Below are 14,751 nucleotides of genomic sequence, written 5' to 3' on the forward strand. Positions count from 1 at the left end.
CAATGGAATCAAGACGCTCCAACTAATGCCCTGAATACCGGGAATTAAGTCCTGCGTGAGACCAACTCCACATCACATGGTCATCACAAAGCCCGCGATTCGACCGGGCCGCCCATCGGCGCGCGGTAACGTCGATTGAGTGCGTACCGACCAAATCCTGACCCGTCTGGAGCGGGTGTTCGCCCGGCTGGACCGGGAACCAGAGCGACCGGCTCATCTGCAAACGCCGCAGATGAGCCGGCACCGCGTCGTGCTCCTCGGATCGACCCTCGCGTTCTACCTCGCGATCGTGGTGGCCGTCCTGACCACGTCCTGGCTCGTCCGCCTGGACTGGCAGGTCATGTTCTTCCGGCCCTACGAGCAGTGGCCGCAGCTGCACGCCTTCCTCGACTACCTCGTGGTCCTGGGCCAGCGCGGACCCACCGCGGTCATGGTCGCCGCATGGCTCGGCTGGCGCTCCTGGCGGCAGCACACCCTCCGCCCGCTGATCACCCTGGGCGTGGCACTGCTCCTGCTCAACATCACCGTCGGTGCCGTCAAGCTCGGCCTCGGCCGGCTCGGCCCGCACTACGCCACGCAGATCGGCTCCGCCGAACTCTTCGCCGGCGGCGATATATTTCCTTCCGGCCACACCGCCAACGCCGTTGTGACCTGGGGGATTCTGGCGTACCTGGCCTCCACCACGGTCACCCGGCGGGTGCTGTCCGTGATGTCCGCCGTCGTCTCGCTGAGCGTCGGCGCCACCACCGTGTACCTCGGCACCCACTGGGTCAGCGACGTACTGCTCGGCTGGTCCGCAGGTCTGCTGATCATGCTGGCGCTGCCCTGGTTCGAGCCGCTGATCGCCGGGGCCGAGGCCCGGGTCTTCGCGCTGCGCGAGCGGCTGCGCCGCCGGCTGGAGACCGGAAGCGTGCCCGCACCGGTCGCCGCCGCCCTCACCCCGCTGCTCTCCGCGGGCGGCAAGTGGCAGCTCCGGCTCGACACCGAGGCCGCCGGTCCGCCGGAGCCCGCCGCCGTGCCCGTCCCGGCCTCCGTGCAGGTGGCCGCCGGGCCGGGGCACGCCCCGGCGCCCCGGCCCGCCGCGCACATCGCCGGCCGGCCGCACCTGATCCGGTCCGAGCGGACCCCGGTCACACCGGCCGGCAGCCGCCGCCCGGCCCACACCGAGCGGCCCGCCACCGCGGGACGGGCCGCGGCCCGTCCGGCCACCGGCGGCTGAGTCACCCATACGGACACCGCGGGGCGGTACGCACCACCTCACCCGCACCACCGAGGCGGGCCGGGTCATGACCCGGCCCGCCTCGGCCATTCCGGTGGTTCCGCTCGTGCACACGAACGTAACGTCAGCGCGACGCCCGGAGGTTCGTCCGTACCGGGTCACGCTTGTGTCACGGAATGTCGACAGTTTTTTGACGGGGCCGGCTTCTTCCGAACCGCCGTGGGAGTGTCCGCGCGCGATTCTTTTTCCGGCCCGCGACCAGCCCGTCCCACATCCTGTTTCGCATTCCGTCCGAGACGCCCGGAATTCCCCCGGGGATTGCCCTGCTCCACCCGGTGCGGCCGGCTGAACCCCCTCGGTTTCCTTACGTCTTCTCCACAGCCCGCCCCAGAAGGTCCCGGGCCGCTCTGATCCGGTCCGTCAGCTCCGGCGGCTCCAGCACCTCGAACTCACAGCCGAGCAGCATGACGTGAATGACCAGTACGTCAAGGTTCACGGCCCCTGTGCGCAGCAGGCAGCTCCCGGCGTCGACGGGCTCCAGCGCCCCGTCGCTCGGCCCCACGATCCGGGCCGCCGCCTCCGCCGGCATCTTCAGCCGCAGCACCGCCCTGGCCGCGTACGCGGCCTGCGCCACGCCGCGCGACACGTACGCGGCGAGGTCCTCGGCGGGCGCCGGACGCGGGATGAAGCGCGGCCCGTGCGGCGGTCTGGGCTCGATCCGGTCGGCGCGGAAGGTCCGCCAGTCCTCCCGGTCCAGATCCCAGGCGACCAGGTACCAGCGCCGCTCGGTGCACACCAGCCGGTGCGGCTCCACCACGCGGCGGCTGACGTTGCCCTCGTGGTCCCGGTACCCGAAGCGCAGCCGCTCGCTGTCCCGGCACGCGGCGGCGAGGTCGGTCAGCACGGAGGCGTCCACGGTGGCCCGCTCCGGCCCGCGCAGCATCGGCACGGTGAACTCGTTGAGCGCCGACACCCGTCGCCGCAGCCGCCCCGGCAGCACCTGCTCCAGCTTGGCGAGCGCCCGTACGGAGGCCTCCCCGATCCCCTCGACACCGTTCCCCGCGGCCGTCCGCAGGCCCACGGCGACGGCGACCGCCTCGTCGTCGTCGAGCAGCAGCGGCGGCAGCTCGGCCCCGGCGCCCAGCTGGTAACCGCCGCCGGTCCCGGGGCTGGCGTTCACCGGGTAGCCGAGCTCGCGGAGCCGGTCCACGTCGCGCCGCACCGTCCGCGGGGTCACACCGAGGCGCTCCGCGAGATCGGCCCCGGTCCATTCGCGGTGGGCCTGCAACAGGGACAGCAGGCGCAGTAGTCGTGCGGAGGTCTCCAGCATGCCGAGCAGTCTGCCGGTACCCCGCCCGCCTTTCGAATCGCCGCGGTGCCCCGGCCCCGCACGGACGTACAGGCCGGACCCCGTCAGGGAACGGGAACCGCCACCGGAGCCACCGGGACCGGGGAGGACGACGGAGCCGGAACCGGGGCGGGAGCCGGGGCCGGGACCTGGACCGGGGAAACCGGAGTCGGGACCGGGACCGGGACCGCGGCCGGGGTCGGGACCGGGGTCGGGCGGCCCGGCTTCGGGGAGACCTCCGGTGGGGGCACGGGCGGCAGGGCCAGCAGCGTGCCGACCACGAGCCTCTGCGGCTCCGGACCGATCACCGCCCGGTTCGCCTCGTACAGCGACTGCCAGCCGCCCTTCACCCGGTACCGCCGGGCGATCCCGTCCAGCGAGTCCCCGGCCCGGACCACGTGCATCCGCCCCGCCAGCCCGTACCGCTTCGAGCACACCGGCCAGGCGTCCCACCCCTGGGACCCCAGCACGTCCTCCGCCACCCGGATCTGCTGCTCCCGGCTTGCCAGATCGGCCCGCGCCGCGAACACCAGCCCGCCGTGGTCCTCCCAGGTCGGCTGCCCGAACTGCAGGCCCCCGTAGAAGCCGTTGCCGGTGTTGACCGCCCAGCGGCCGCTGCTCTCGCAGTCGGCCACGCAGTCCCAGGGCCACTCCCCGCCCGGCCCGCAGTCCCCCGGCCCGGTCCCGATGATCCCGGGCGAGCCGGGCCGGGCCGCCCCCGCGGGCCCGGGCGCGGGGGGCGGCGGGGCCGCGCCGGCCCCCGTCGGGAGTACGAGGACGAGAGCCAGCGCGGCAGCGGCAGCGGCCGCCGAGGCGGCCCGCCGGATCCGGAGGTCGGGCACCGCGTCACGCTACGCAGCTCCGCGGCGCCCGCCAGGCCCGCCACGCGGCCCGCCCCGCACCCCACCCGTTCGGCCGAAACCACCGCCCCTCCGAAAACGGCCAGGTTCGCGCACCAACTGCACACATCCAAAAAACAGTTGGCACGAAAACAAAGCCCCGGTCCGAACGTTCACCCCTCCGGGGGCCTGGTTCGAATCCGTTCCCTCCAACGGCGTGACCCCGGCAGCCGCTCCGCCGTTGAGCCCGGCGTGCCGGGATCCACCCGGCCCCCGTTTCGCCTAGTCCGAGGAGCCAGCCCGTGCCCCGCATGCTCGACGTCAGTGATGAGGTACGTGCCGAGATCGGTGACGAAGAAGCCGAGAGGCTGCTCACCGGCGACGACGCCCCGCGCAGCTACGACTGCACCTCCTGCCGCACCCCCGGGGACCCCGAGACCGACCGCACCAGCACGGTGCTGTTCGTCGGCGAGGAGACGGCCGTCCTCGCCTTCGCCCACGCCGGCTGCATCCCCTCGCAGGTGGTCACCGTCTCCGAGGAGCAGCTGCAGGGCGCGGTCCGCAGCATCACCGGCGACAGCCCCGCACCGGCCTCCGGCGGATCCGCCGAGGCCGCACCGCAGAACGTACCCGGCGGCCAGGCCGTCCTCGGCATCACCAGCGGCCTGATCCTGATCGGCGGTGAGCTGCACCCCGCCCTCGTGGTCGAGCCGACCGCGCCGATCGCCCGCCCCGGTACCACCGGCCCCGGCGACGACTTCCTGCCGCTCCTCATCGAGCAGGGGTTCATCCCGGTCACCGACACCTCCGAACTGCCCTCCCCGCTCGCCGGGTGGTCGGTGCTGCTCGCCGCGGGCCAGCTGCACGCCGTGCTCCAGCCCGGCACCGAGGGCGGCGGCCAGGTCGCCTGGTGGCAGGCGCACCAGGCGCTGTCGGTCACCGACGGCTGGCGGGCCGCCGTCAACAAGACGCAGCGCGTCCTCGTCTACGCGGCCCCGGCAGGCTCCATCGGCCAGCAGCCCCGCGAGGACCTGCTCCGCGACGCGCTGGACAAGGCCGCCGCCGGCGGAAAGCTCGTGGCGGCCTCGATGCCGCTGGCGGGCACCTCCGGCGCCTGACGCCGGCAGAGGATCCCGGAACGGCTGCGCCGCCCCTCACCAGGGGCGGCGCAGCCGTGCGTTGGTGGGGGTAACCCCATCGGCGATCTGCGTTTTCTGCCCGTCGCCCGCATCCGCAGGGCCCCGGGTTCGTTGGCTGTTACGTGCATTCATACGACCCCTCCCGCGCCCCTGCCCACGTGAGCACCGTCTCCCCGATGCGCCCCGCAAGGGAACTGGAGAGCGCTCCGGCCGCCGTCTCGCACACCCCCATCTACGACACGCTGTACTCGGAGTATCTGCGGGCCTTCCGGGCCCTGCCGGGTGACCGCACGGGCGAGGAGGACCACGGATTCACGGCGTTCTCGTACGGCGGCCTGTACACGGGCGGGGGCCCGGCGTACGGCGGCGACGCCGGCGGGGGCGGCTCGCCGTACGGAAGCGGCTCGTACGGGAGCGGCTGGAACGGCTCCGCGTGGCAGACGGACCCGTGGCCGGCCGCGTACGCCCCGGCGCCGCAGCCCTCGTACGCGTATGCCGGATCCGTGTCCGACAACGGCGGATCCGGCGCGGGCCCCGGCGCCGCATACGCCGGCGGGCGGCAGCACCAGACCGGGATGCACCACACCCCGGCGGCCCTGCCGCCCGCTCCGCGCCGGGGCTACTGACCCCGGAACACCGCCGCTGCTACTTCTTCTTCTTGTACTGGGCGCCGCGCTTCTCGCGCACCCGCACGGAGATGTGGAGCGGGGTGCCCTCGAAGCCGAACTCCTCGCGCAGGCGACGCTCGATGAAGCGCCGGTAGCCGTGCTCCAGGAAGCCGGAGGCGAAGAGGACGAACCGGGGCGGCTTGCTCCCCGCCTGGGTGCCGAACAGGATGCGGGGCTGCTTGCCGCCGCGGATCGGGTGCGGGTGGGCCGCGACGACCTCGCCGAGGAAGGCGTTCAGCCGGCCGGTGGGAACGCGCGTCTCCCAGCCCGCGAGGGCCGTCTCGATCGCCGGGACCAGCTTCTCCATGTGGCGGCCGGTGAGCGCCGAGACGTTCACCCGGGGCGCCCAGGAGACCTGCTGCATCTCGGTCTCGATCTCGCGCTCAAGGTAGTAGCGGCGCTCCTCGTCGAGCTCGTCCCACTTGTTGTACGCGATCACGATCGCGCGCCCGGCCTCGACGGCCATGGTGATGATGCGCTGGTCCTGGACGCTGATCGTCTCGGTGGTGTCGATCAGGATGACCGCGACCTCCGCCTTCTCGACGGCCGCGGCCGTGCGCAGGGAGGCGTAGTAGTCGGCGCCCTGCTGGAGGTGCACCTTCTTGCGGATGCCCGCGGTGTCCACGAACTTCCACGTGACGCCGCCGAGTTCGATCAGCTCGTCGACCGGGTCACGGGTGGTGCCGGCCAGTTCGTTGACGACGACCCGCTCCTCCTTCGCGACCTTGTTGAGCAGCGAGGACTTGCCGACGTTCGGGCGTCCGATGAGCGCGATGCGACGGGGGCCGCCCACCGGGGTGCCGCCGAAGGTCTGCTCGGGCGCCTCGGGCAGCGCCTCCAGGACGGCGTCGAGCATGTCGCCCGTACCGCGGCCGTGCAGCGAGGAGACCGGGTGCGGCTGGCCGAGGCCCAGGGACCACAGGGCGGCCGCGTCGGACTCGCCGCTCTGGCCGTCGACCTTGTTCGCACACAGGACGACGGGCTTGCCGGCCCGGCGCAGCAGCTTGACGACGGCCTCGTCGGTGTCGGTGGCGCCGACCTTGGCGTCGACGACGAAAACGACCGCGTCGGCGGTCTCGATGGCGTACTCGGCCTGGGCGGCGACGGAGGCGTCGATGCCGAGGACGTCCTGCTCCCAGCCGCCGGTGTCGACGACCTTGAACCGGCGGCCGGCCCACTCGGCCTCGTACGTGACGCGGTCGCGGGTGACACCGGGCTTGTCCTCGACGACCGCCTCACGGCGGCCGATGATGCGGTTCACCAGGGTCGACTTGCCGACGTTGGGGCGGCCGACGACGGCGAGCACGGGCAGCGGCCCGTGGCCGGCCTCCGCGATCGCGCCCTCGACGTCCTCTACGTCGAAGCCTTCCTCCGCGGCGAGCTCCATGAACTCCGCGTACTCGGCATCGCCAAGCGCTCCGTGGTCGTGCTGGTCGTTCATGAAGTCCGTTCCTCGTCGTTCGTGGTGATCGGTGGTGCCCGCGCAGCGCGGTTCCACTACTAGGTCAAGTCTCGCTCAGCGCCCGGTGAGGCGCTTGGCGTCGGCCAGGTGGGCGGTCAGCCTGCTCTGGATGCGTACGGTGGCCTCGTCCAGGGCCGTGCGGGTGCGGCGGCCGGTGCCGTCGCCCGCGTCGAAGGCGGAGCCGAAGACGACGTCGACCCGGCTCTTGAACGGCGGCAGTCCGCGGACCAGCCGTCCTTGGCGCTCGGTGCTGCCCAGCACGGCCACGGGCACGACGGGCGCGCCGCTGCGGACCGCGAAGTACGCGAGCCCGGCGCGCAGCGAGGCGAAGTCGCCCTCGCCGCGGGTCCCCTCGGGGAAGATCCCCAGGGCCCCGCCGTTCTCCAGCACCGCGAGCGCCTTCGTGATCGCGCCCCGGTCCGTGCCGGTACGGTCGACCTTGACCTGGCCGATCCCTTCCAGGAACGGGCCGAGCGGGCCGATGTACGCCTCCTTCTTGATGAGGAAGTGCAGCGGCCGCGGGGCGGTGCCCATGACCATGGGCCCGTCGATGTTGTGCGCGTGATTCACGGCAAGGATGACAGGGCCCGAGGCGGGCACACGCCAGGCGCCCAGTACGCGCGGCTTCCACAGCCCGTACATGAGGCCTATGCCGATCCGCCGGCCGAGCGCCGCACCCTTGAGGGAGGGCGTTCCGCTCACTTGCGCCCCGCCCGCTTCTCTTCCACCAGGGTCACGACGCACTCGATCACCTGGTCGAGCGTGAGCTCGGTGGTGTCGACCTCGACGGCGTCGTCGGCCTTGGCCAGGGGCGAGGTCTTGCGGCCCGAGTCGGCGGCGTCGCGCTTGATCAGGGCTTCCTTGGTGGCCGTGAGGTCCGTGGCCTCCTTGCCCCGCAGCTCACCGTTGCGGCGCGCGGCACGGGCCTCGGCGGAGGCGGTCAGGAAGATCTTGACGTCGGCGTCGGGCAGGACGGTGGTGCCGATGTCCCGGCCCTCGACGACGATCCCGCCCTCTGCCGCGGCGGCGATGCTGCGCTGGAGCTCGGTGATCAGGGTGCGCACCTCGGGGACGGCGCTGACGGCGCTGACCTTGGAGGTGACCTCCTGCGTGCGGATCGGGCCGGAGGCGTCGAGCCCGTCGACCGTGATGGTCGGGGCGGCCGGGTCCGTACCGGAGACGATGCCGGGCTTGCCGGCGGCGACGGCGATCGCGTGCGGGTCGTCGGTGTCGATCCCGTTGGTGATCATCCACCAGGTGATGGCCCGGTACTGGGCACCGGTGTCCAGGTAGCGCAGCCCGAGCTTGGCGGCCACGGCCTTGGAGGTACTGGACTTGCCCGTGCCGGAGGGACCGTCGATGGCGACGATCACGGCGGACGGAGCTGCGGTTTCCACGGTGCGGGCACCTTCCTGGTTGCGCGTACGTGTCCGGGCGCGCCAAAGCGCCCCTCTTTAAGGTTACCGGCCCCGGACCCGTCCCCGACCCCGCGGGCGGGGACGGGGACGGGGGCGGGGCCGCGGCCGGAGGGGCGGGAGCCACGGACGCGGGGACGCGAAGATCCCCACCGGCACCGCCACCGCCCCGCCGGACCGCCTCGCGGCACCGCTACGGCTGGCGCAGGGCCCAGCCGCTGTCGCGCAGGCGGTCCGTGAGCGCCGCCGCCGAGCGGGGGTCCACCATCAGCTGGACCAGGCCCGCCTGCTGGCCCGTCGCGTGCTCGATGCGTACGTCCTCGATGTTCACGCCGGCCCGTCCGGCATCGGCGAAGATGCGCGCCAGCTCCCCCGGCTGGTCGCTGATGAGGACGGCGACGGTCTCGTACGCCACCGGCGCCGAGCCGTGCTTGCCCGGCACCCGGTCGCGGCCCGCGTTGCCGCGCCGCAGGACGTCCTCCAGGCCGGCCGCTCCCCCGCGCCGCTTGTCCACGTCGCCGGACTGCAGCCCCCGCAGGGCCTCGACCGTGGCCTCCAGGTCGGCGGCGATGCCTGCGAGGACGTCGGCGACGGGGCCCGGGTTCGCGGAGAGGATCTCCACCCACATGCGGGGGTCGGAGGCGGCGATCCGCGTCACGTCCCGGATCCCCTGCCCGCACAGCCGTACCGCGGAGTCGTCCGCATCCTCCAGGCGGGCCGCGACCATGCTGGACACGAGCTGCGGGGTGTGCGAGACCAGGGCGACCGCCCGGTCGTGCGCGTCGGCGTCCATGACGACGGGCACGGCCTTGCAGAGGGCCACCAGCTCCAGCGCCAGGTTGAGCACCTCGTGGTCGGTGTCCCGGGACGGGGTCAGCACCCACGGGCGGCCCTCGAAGAGGTCCGCGGTGGCCGCGAGCGGCCCGGACTGCTCCTTGCCGGCCATGGGGTGCGTACCGATGTACGCGGTGAGGTCGACGCCGAGCGCGGCCAGCTCCCGCCGCGGCCCGCCCTTGACGCTCGCGACGTCGACGTACGCCCGGGCGAGGTCGCGGCCGATGACGTCGGCGAGGGTCGCGGCCACGTGGGCCGGCGGCACGGCGACGACCGCGAGGTCGACCTGCCCGGCCGGGGCCTCGTCGGTGCCGGCGCCGAGTGCGGCAGCCGTTCGGGCCTGGGCGGGATCGTGGTCGGCGAGGTGCACGGTGATCCCGCGGGCGGACAGGGCGAGCGCCGCGGAGGTGCCGATCAGTCCGGTTCCGATGACGACGGCGGTTCTCACGGGGCGCTCCAGGGGTGCGTAACGGCAAGTCACGGCCAGGGTAGCCAGCCGGTGCGGCACGAGGGCCCGGCGGCCCGCCCCTCGGGACGGCGTCGCGCCCGGCTCCGAGGCGCCGACCACGTCACCCGATTCGCCGCAAAGGGCCACTTGGTGCGGGAACCCGGCGGCGGCTGCGGTAGAACCGTCCGCATGATCTTCCACATCGTGCCGCTCACCGACTGGACCGCCGCGCCCGAGCTTCCGTACGCGCCCGCCTCGCTCGACTCGGAGGGGTTCGTGCACTGTTCGGCGGACCGTCCGACGGTGCTCGCGATCGCGGACGCGCACTACCGCGACGTACCGGGTCCCCTGCTGGCCGTAGAGCTCGACGAACGGGCCCTGACCTCGGAGGTCAGCCGCGAGGGCGAGTCGGGCGGCCGCTACCCGCACGTCCACGGCCCGTTGGACCGGGCGGCCGTGGTCCGCGTCTGGGAGGTCGTCCGTGCGCCGGGCGGCCCGGCGGAACTGGCCCCGTGGGAGCAGGGCGCCTGAGACCGGCGGCGCGGGGGCTTCTCCTGTGGCCCGGGACACGCCAGGATGCTCCTCGCCACCCCCTCCCGGACCCGATCGAGGAGCAACCCATGAGCGACCCCACGCCGACCGCCCGTCGCACGGTACTGGCGGCAGGCGCCGCCGTCGCCCTGGCCGGCGGCACGCTGACCGCGTGCGGCGGTGAGGAGAAGAAGCCGAAGAGCGGGTCCGGCAGCGCCTCCAACCCGCAGGCGGCCCAGTCCCCCGAAGCGGCGGCCACACCGTCCGCCTCGTCCTCGTCCGGTACGGGGACGGGGACGGGCAAGGCCCTGCTGAAGTCCTCGGCTGTACCGGTCGGCGGCGGCACCGTCCTCAAGGACGAGAAGCTGGTGGTCACCCAGCCCACGGCCGGGTCCTTCCGCTGCTTCACGGCGGTGTGCACCCACCAGGGCTGCATCGTGAACAAGGTGGAGAACGGCACCATCGACTGCCCCTGCCACGGCAGCAAGTACCAGATCGCGGACGGCGCGGTGGCCCACGGCCCGGCCACCCGCCCCCTGGCGGAGAAGAAGATCACGGTGGCCCCGGACGGGGATATCTCGCTCGCGTAGCGGAGCCGCGCCCGCCTACCCTCGCCGGATGAACGAGCCGACGACGCCCGCGGAATCCCTGAACCTCACCTTGGTGCGCGACCACACGGTGTACGCGTGCGTCATGGGCTCCCGGGCCTTCGGTCTGGCGACGGAGGCGAGCGACACCGACCGGCGTGGTGTCTACCTGGCCCCGACTCAGCTGTTCTGGCGCTTCGAGAAGCCGCCGACGCACGTGGAGGGCCCGCGGGAGGAGGAGTTCTCCTGGGAGCTGGAGCGCCTCTGCGAACTCGCCCTGCGCGCCAACCCGAACGTCCTGGAGTGCCTGCACTCCCCCCTCGTGGAACGGCTCACCCCGGTGGGCGAGGAGCTCCTCTCCCTGCGCGGCGCCTTCCTCTCCCGCCGGGTCCACGCCAGCTTCACCCGCTACGCGGCCGCCCAGCACCACAGGCTCACGTCGGGCATCCGCACCCGGGGCACCCCGCGCTGGAAGCCCGCCATGCACCTGTTGCGGCTGATGCTGTCCTGCCGCGACATGCTCCGCACGGGCCGCCTGACCATCGACGCCACCGAACACCGCGACCGCCTGCTGGCGGTGAAACACGGCGAGCTGACCTGGCCCGAGACCGACGCCTGGATGGCCCGCCTGGCCGAGGAATGCGACGCCGCCCTGTCCACGACCCCGCTCGCCGCCGAACCCGACCGCGCCCGCATCGAGGACTTCCTGATCCGCACCCGCCGGTCGAGCGCACACGCGTAGGACCACCGAACGGCGGTCCGGCACGGAGGCGGTCGCTTGTCCGGCATCCGTCAGGCATCCCAGAGGGTGCCGAAGGTGAGGAGGTCCTCGCGGTATTCGATGCGGCCTTCCCAGTCGCGGGGCCAGATGTCCGCGCCGAGGTGGGCTCCGGCGAAGGCGCCGGCCAGGCAGGCGATGGAGTCGGAGTCGCCCTTCGTGCAGGCCGCGCGGCGCAGGGCCGTCAGCGGGTCCTCCGGGAAGAGCAGGAAGCACTGGAGGGCCGTCGCCAGGGCCTCCTCCGCGATCCAGCCGTCGCCCGTGGTGAGGCAGGGGTCCGTCTCCGGGGAGGGGGTGCGAAGGGCCGCCGTCAAGCGGTCCAGGACCGCGAGGCAGTCGTCCCAGCCGCGGGCGATGAAGGACTCCGGGGAGGCGTCCGAGGCCGTGCGCATCCAGAGGTCGCCCAGCCAGCGCTCGTGGTAGTGGGTGCGGTGGTGCAGGGCGTACGAGCGGAGCTGTCCGACCAGGCCCGTGACCTCGGTGCCCTGGGCCAGGAGGTGGACCGCCCGCGCCGTCAGGTCGGAGGCCGCGAGCGCCGTCGGGTGGCCGTGGGTCAGGGCCGACTGGAGCTGGGCCGCGCCGGCGCGTTCCTCCTCCGTCCAGCCGGGGACCAGGCCCACCGGGGCCACCCGCATGTTCGCCCCGCAGCCCTTCGAGCCGATCTGGCTCGCGTCCCGCCAGTCCCGGGACGGGTCGTCCAGCAGGCTGCACGCTCGCAGGCAGGTGTTGCCGGGCGCTCTGTTGTTCTCCGGGGAGTGGTACCAGTCGACGAACTCCTCCCGGGTCGCGTACGCGAGGCTCTCCGGGCTGTACTCCGTCGCCGTCCGTATGCCGCGGGCCAGGGCCAGGGTCATCTGGGTGTCGTCCGTGACGATCGCCGGGCGGGGCAGGGGCATGGAGCGCCACGGGCCCGTCTTCGCCAGGATCGACGGGACGTCGTTGAACTCCGTCGGGAAGCCCAGGGCGTCGCCGAGGGCGAGGCCGAGGAGGGCTCCCGTCGCTGCCCGCTTGTTCAGGGTCATTTCGGGTGTCCTTCCGTGGGGCGGAGCAGCGGGGGGTGCAGGGCGGTCGCCGGGCCCGCCCGGTACAGGGCGGCCGGTTTGCCGCGGCCTCCGGTCAGGCGGGCCGCTCCCGGCACGGCTTCGACGAAGCCGGGCGTGGCCAGGACCTTGCGGCGGAAGTTGGGGCGGTCCAGGGCGGTGCCCCAGACGGTCTCGTAGACGGACTGGAGTTCCCCGAGGGTGAATTCGGTCGGGCAGAACCCCGTGGCCAGGCAGGTGTATTCGAGTTTTGCACCGATGCGGGAGCGCGCGTCGGACAGGATCAGCGCGTGGTCGAAGGCCAGCGGCCCGGCCTCCCCCACCGGCATCCAGCGCGCCCGGTCCGCGTCGCCGCCGCCGTCCGCCGCCGGTTCCGGCATGTCGGGGACCAGGGCGGTGAAGGCCACCGAGACGACCCGCATCCGGGGATCGCGGTCCGGTTCGCTGTACGTGCGCAGCTGCTCCAGGTGGAGCGCGGCGACGACCGCCTCCGGCAGGCCGGTCTCCTCGGCGAGTTCCCGGCGGGCCGCGGTCTCGGCGGATTCCCTGGGCAGCAGGAAGCCGCCGGGCAGCGCCCAGGCTCCCGCGTACGGGTCCTGGCCGCGCCGGATCAGCAGGACGTGCAGCGCCCCGCCGCGGACGGTGAACACCGCGAGGTCGACCGTCACCGCGAAGGGTTCGAAGGCGTGCGGGTCGTACCCCTTCATCGGTTCTCCGGGAGGGGGTCCGCGAAGTGCCGGCCTTCGGCCAGCAGCTCGTCGACCGCCGCGACCGCCGTCTTCAGCCTGGTCTCCCGGTCCCCGCGCACGGTCAGGAAACGCCTGCCCGTGCGCGTGAGTTCCTCGTGGAAGCGGTCCGTCATCCAGGGCCTCAGGTGCGGTCCGTCGCGCAGGCCGTCGTCCTCGAACGGCACGTCCGCGTGGTCCGTGAGGAGGTACAGGTCCCGGTGCGTCAGGCCGGCGGTCTTCTCGACTTCCTCGCTGCGACCGCCCATGTACCGCTCGTGCCAGATGCCGGTCGCGAAGGAGTCGGTGTCGCAGAACAGCACCGGGGATCCGGCGCGCGCCGCCCGCTCCTCCTCCGCGTCCTGCAGACGGGCGATGAGCGGGAACTCCTCCGAGCTGAAGGACACGTCCTCCCAGGTGGCGGAGGGGTTCGCCGCCTGCGCCGCCGCGAGTTTCTCCTCGCTGTACGTGCGCCCGTACTCCGCGACCCAGCCCGTCCCGGCCCAGACCCCGCCGCGCGCCCGGTAGTGGGCTGCCAGCGCCTGCGAGAGCGTGGTCGTGCCCGTGGACTCGGCGCCGAGTACGACGATCCGCCGGGTCAGGGCGGCCCGTACGGCCGGCCCCAGGAACTCCCAGTTCCCGACCGGGTCCGCCCGTACGGCCGTGCCGGAGACGGGGAAGCGGGTCCGGCCCGGGTCCACGCAGACCTCCTCGGCCCCGAACCGCCGGGCGAGCTCCGTGCCGTACTCCTCGGAGGTGAAGACGGCGTCCACACGGCCGGGGACCGCGGCCCGGAAGACCGCCATGTGGGCCTCCCAGATCGCCGGGTCGTGCAGGTCGACCGGGATGTCGTCGACGGCGCCGACGACCTCGGCCCCCGGGTGCGCCTCGCGCATCCACGCCACCCGGTCGGCGAGCGGCACCGACTCCACCGAGGCCGCGCACACGAGCACGGTCAGCCGCTCGCACCGCTCCTCGGCGGTGCGCACGAGGTGGTGGTGTCCGGCGTGCGGCGGGTAGAACTTGCCGAGCACCAGGCCGTGGGCGTAGCGCCTCGTGCCACTCATGCCGTCGCCTCCGCCGTGCCGCGGGCTCCGCTGTCGCCGAGGGCCGGCAGCGTACGGCGCCAGCCGAGCAGCCCGACCACGCAGAGCGCGAGGAAGCCGGCGTACAGGGCCGAGGTCAGGTACAGGCCCTTGTAGGCGTAGAGCGGGATGTAGACGAGGTCGGCGGCGATCCACAGCCACCACGATTCGACGAGCTTGCGGCACTGGCCGTACGTGGCCGTGAGCGAGAGCCCGGTGGTCAGTGCGTCCCAGAACGGGACGGTGGAATCCGTGACCCGGCCGAGCAGGAGGGTGAGCCCGAGCACCCCCACCGTCCCCGCCGCGGCCAGCGCGGCCCATTCGGTGCGCGTGGTGCGGCGCACCGGCAGGGCCTCGGCGGAGCCTGGTCCACCCCCGTGGGTCCAGGACCACCAGCCGTACGCGGCGAGGGCGATGAAGACGATCTGGAGCCCGGCGTCGGCGTACAGGCCGGACTGGGCGAAGAGCACGATGAAGAAGACGTTGTTGGCGATGCCGATGGGCCAGTTGGCGACGTGCTGCCGGGCGACGAGCCAGACGCACAGGGCTCCGGTGGCGAACCCCAGTATTTCGGTCCAGCTCATGGCGGCCGACCCCTCTCGTCTTTAATAGTCATGCTGACTATAAACAGAG

Annotated in this window: 16 protein-coding genes; 6 read left to right on the forward strand and 10 right to left on the reverse strand. The window is 73.2% G+C overall.

Features of this window, described 5'->3' with window-relative positions; genetic code table 11:
* Window positions 1-139 precede the first annotated feature (139 nt).
* Entirely contained in the window at window positions 140-1,219 is a 1,080-nt protein-coding gene (locus ABTY04_RS32745; protein WP_352217077.1) for a phosphatase PAP2 family protein, read from the forward strand.
* Window positions 1,220-1,583: 364 nt separating this feature from the next.
* Here ABTY04_RS32745 and ABTY04_RS32750 read toward each other — a convergent pair whose 3' ends face one another.
* Both ABTY04_RS32750 and ABTY04_RS32755 read right to left on the reverse strand, forming a co-directional pair.
* Window positions 1,584-2,549 carry a helix-turn-helix transcriptional regulator gene (locus ABTY04_RS32750; RefSeq protein ID WP_352217078.1) on the reverse strand — a complete coding sequence of 322 codons (966 nt, stop codon included), beginning with the start codon at window positions 2,547-2,549 and terminating at the stop codon, window positions 1,584-1,586.
* An 83-nt stretch (window positions 2,550-2,632) separates the two neighbouring features.
* Window positions 2,633-3,409 carry a LysM peptidoglycan-binding domain-containing protein gene (locus tag ABTY04_RS32755; protein WP_352217079.1) on the reverse strand — a complete coding sequence of 259 codons (777 nt, stop codon included), beginning with the start codon at window positions 3,407-3,409 and terminating at the stop codon, window positions 2,633-2,635.
* Between the two features lie 299 nt (window positions 3,410-3,708).
* On the opposite strand from ABTY04_RS32755, the gene ABTY04_RS32760 reads away from it, so the two are divergent.
* Window positions 3,709-4,524: a DUF8842 C-terminal domain-containing protein gene (locus ABTY04_RS32760; RefSeq protein WP_352217080.1), complete on the forward strand. Its 816-nt coding sequence runs from the start codon at window positions 3,709-3,711 to the stop codon at window positions 4,522-4,524.
* Between the two features lie 179 nt (window positions 4,525-4,703).
* Window positions 4,704-5,171, forward strand: a complete 468-nt coding sequence (locus ABTY04_RS32765) for a hypothetical protein (protein ID WP_352217081.1) — start codon at window positions 4,704-4,706, stop codon at window positions 5,169-5,171.
* A 19-nt stretch (window positions 5,172-5,190) separates the two neighbouring features.
* On the opposite strand, the gene der is transcribed toward ABTY04_RS32765, so the two are convergent.
* The 4 genes from der to ABTY04_RS32785 form a co-directional block, all read right to left on the reverse strand.
* On the reverse strand, window positions 5,191-6,654 hold the full coding sequence (gene der / locus ABTY04_RS32770; RefSeq protein WP_352217082.1) for a ribosome biogenesis GTPase Der: 1,464 nt from the start codon (window positions 6,652-6,654) through the stop codon (window positions 5,191-5,193).
* A gap of 75 nt (window positions 6,655-6,729) precedes the next feature.
* Complete coding sequence (locus ABTY04_RS32775; protein WP_352217113.1) at window positions 6,730-7,317, reverse strand: lysophospholipid acyltransferase family protein; 588 nt, start codon at window positions 7,315-7,317, stop codon at window positions 6,730-6,732.
* A gap of 56 nt (window positions 7,318-7,373) precedes the next feature.
* Window positions 7,374-8,072 carry a (d)CMP kinase gene (gene cmk / locus ABTY04_RS32780; RefSeq protein WP_352217083.1) on the reverse strand — a complete coding sequence of 233 codons (699 nt, stop codon included), beginning with the start codon at window positions 8,070-8,072 and terminating at the stop codon, window positions 7,374-7,376.
* A gap of 211 nt (window positions 8,073-8,283) precedes the next feature.
* Entirely contained in the window at window positions 8,284-9,372 is a 1,089-nt protein-coding gene (locus tag ABTY04_RS32785) for a prephenate dehydrogenase (RefSeq protein ID WP_352217084.1), read from the reverse strand.
* A 189-nt stretch (window positions 9,373-9,561) separates the two neighbouring features.
* Here ABTY04_RS32785 and ABTY04_RS32790 point away from each other — a divergent pair, with 189 nt between their 5' ends.
* The 3 genes from ABTY04_RS32790 (at window position 9,562) to ABTY04_RS32800 (ending at window position 11,232) form a co-directional block, all read left to right on the forward strand.
* Window positions 9,562-9,903 carry a DUF952 domain-containing protein gene (locus ABTY04_RS32790; protein ID WP_352217085.1) on the forward strand — a complete coding sequence of 114 codons (342 nt, stop codon included), beginning with the start codon at window positions 9,562-9,564 and terminating at the stop codon, window positions 9,901-9,903.
* A gap of 89 nt (window positions 9,904-9,992) precedes the next feature.
* Window positions 9,993-10,493: a Rieske (2Fe-2S) protein gene (locus ABTY04_RS32795; RefSeq protein WP_352217086.1), complete on the forward strand. Its 501-nt coding sequence runs from the start codon at window positions 9,993-9,995 to the stop codon at window positions 10,491-10,493.
* A 28-nt stretch (window positions 10,494-10,521) separates the two neighbouring features.
* The gene (locus ABTY04_RS32800) at window positions 10,522-11,232 is read left to right on the forward strand and encodes a nucleotidyltransferase domain-containing protein (protein WP_352217087.1); all 711 of its coding nucleotides are present in this window, start codon (window positions 10,522-10,524) and stop codon (window positions 11,230-11,232) included.
* A gap of 50 nt (window positions 11,233-11,282) precedes the next feature.
* Here the strand turns inward: ABTY04_RS32800 and ABTY04_RS32805 are convergent, their stop codons facing one another.
* The 4 genes from ABTY04_RS32805 to pnuC are packed head-to-tail and all read right to left on the reverse strand — an operon-like array spanning window position 11,283 to window position 14,702.
* On the reverse strand, window positions 11,283-12,290 hold the full coding sequence (locus ABTY04_RS32805) for an ADP-ribosylglycohydrolase family protein (protein ID WP_352217088.1): 1,008 nt from the start codon (window positions 12,288-12,290) through the stop codon (window positions 11,283-11,285).
* Window positions 12,287-13,015, reverse strand: a complete 729-nt coding sequence (locus ABTY04_RS32810; RefSeq protein WP_352217089.1) for an NUDIX hydrolase — start codon at window positions 13,013-13,015, stop codon at window positions 12,287-12,289. The genes ABTY04_RS32805 and ABTY04_RS32810 overlap by 4 nt, the downstream gene beginning before the upstream one ends.
* A complete protein-coding gene (locus tag ABTY04_RS32815; protein ID WP_352217090.1) occupies window positions 13,012-14,100 on the reverse strand; it encodes an AAA family ATPase in 1,089 nt (362 codons plus the stop codon). The genes ABTY04_RS32810 and ABTY04_RS32815 overlap by 4 nt, the downstream gene beginning before the upstream one ends.
* Entirely contained in the window at window positions 14,097-14,702 is a 606-nt protein-coding gene (pnuC, locus tag ABTY04_RS32820; protein ID WP_352217091.1) for a nicotinamide riboside transporter PnuC, read from the reverse strand. The genes ABTY04_RS32815 and pnuC overlap by 4 nt, the downstream gene beginning before the upstream one ends.
* Window positions 14,703-14,751 lie beyond the last annotated feature (49 nt).

It is taken from the genome of Streptomyces sp. NPDC097981 (genome assembly GCF_040302565.1).
Lineage (GTDB): Bacteria > Actinomycetota > Actinomycetes > Streptomycetales > Streptomycetaceae > Streptomyces.

What these genes read in the sequence shown, in the direction of transcription:
- ABTY04_RS32750 (WP_352217078.1), bottom strand. Translation starts at nt 2,549, where the DNA reads ATGCTGGAGACCTCCGCACGACTACTGCGCCTGCTGTCCCTGTTGCAG.
- der (WP_352217082.1), bottom strand. Translation starts at nt 6,654, where the DNA reads ATGAACGACCAGCACGACCACGGAGCGCTTGGCGATGCCGAGTACGCG.
- ABTY04_RS32775 (WP_352217113.1), bottom strand. Translation starts at nt 7,317, where the DNA reads ATGTACGGGCTGTGGAAGCCGCGCGTACTGGGCGCCTGGCGTGTGCCC.
- ABTY04_RS32790 (WP_352217085.1), top strand. Translation starts at nt 9,562, where the DNA reads ATGATCTTCCACATCGTGCCGCTCACCGACTGGACCGCCGCGCCCGAG.
- ABTY04_RS32795 (WP_352217086.1), top strand. Translation starts at nt 9,993, where the DNA reads ATGAGCGACCCCACGCCGACCGCCCGTCGCACGGTACTGGCGGCAGGC.
- ABTY04_RS32800 (WP_352217087.1), top strand. Translation starts at nt 10,522, where the DNA reads ATGAACGAGCCGACGACGCCCGCGGAATCCCTGAACCTCACCTTGGTG.
- ABTY04_RS32805 (WP_352217088.1), bottom strand. Translation starts at nt 12,290, where the DNA reads ATGACCCTGAACAAGCGGGCAGCGACGGGAGCCCTCCTCGGCCTCGCC.
- ABTY04_RS32810 (WP_352217089.1), bottom strand. Translation starts at nt 13,015, where the DNA reads ATGAAGGGGTACGACCCGCACGCCTTCGAACCCTTCGCGGTGACGGTC.
- ABTY04_RS32815 (WP_352217090.1), bottom strand. Translation starts at nt 14,100, where the DNA reads ATGAGTGGCACGAGGCGCTACGCCCACGGCCTGGTGCTCGGCAAGTTC.
- pnuC (WP_352217091.1), bottom strand. Translation starts at nt 14,702, where the DNA reads ATGAGCTGGACCGAAATACTGGGGTTCGCCACCGGAGCCCTGTGCGTC.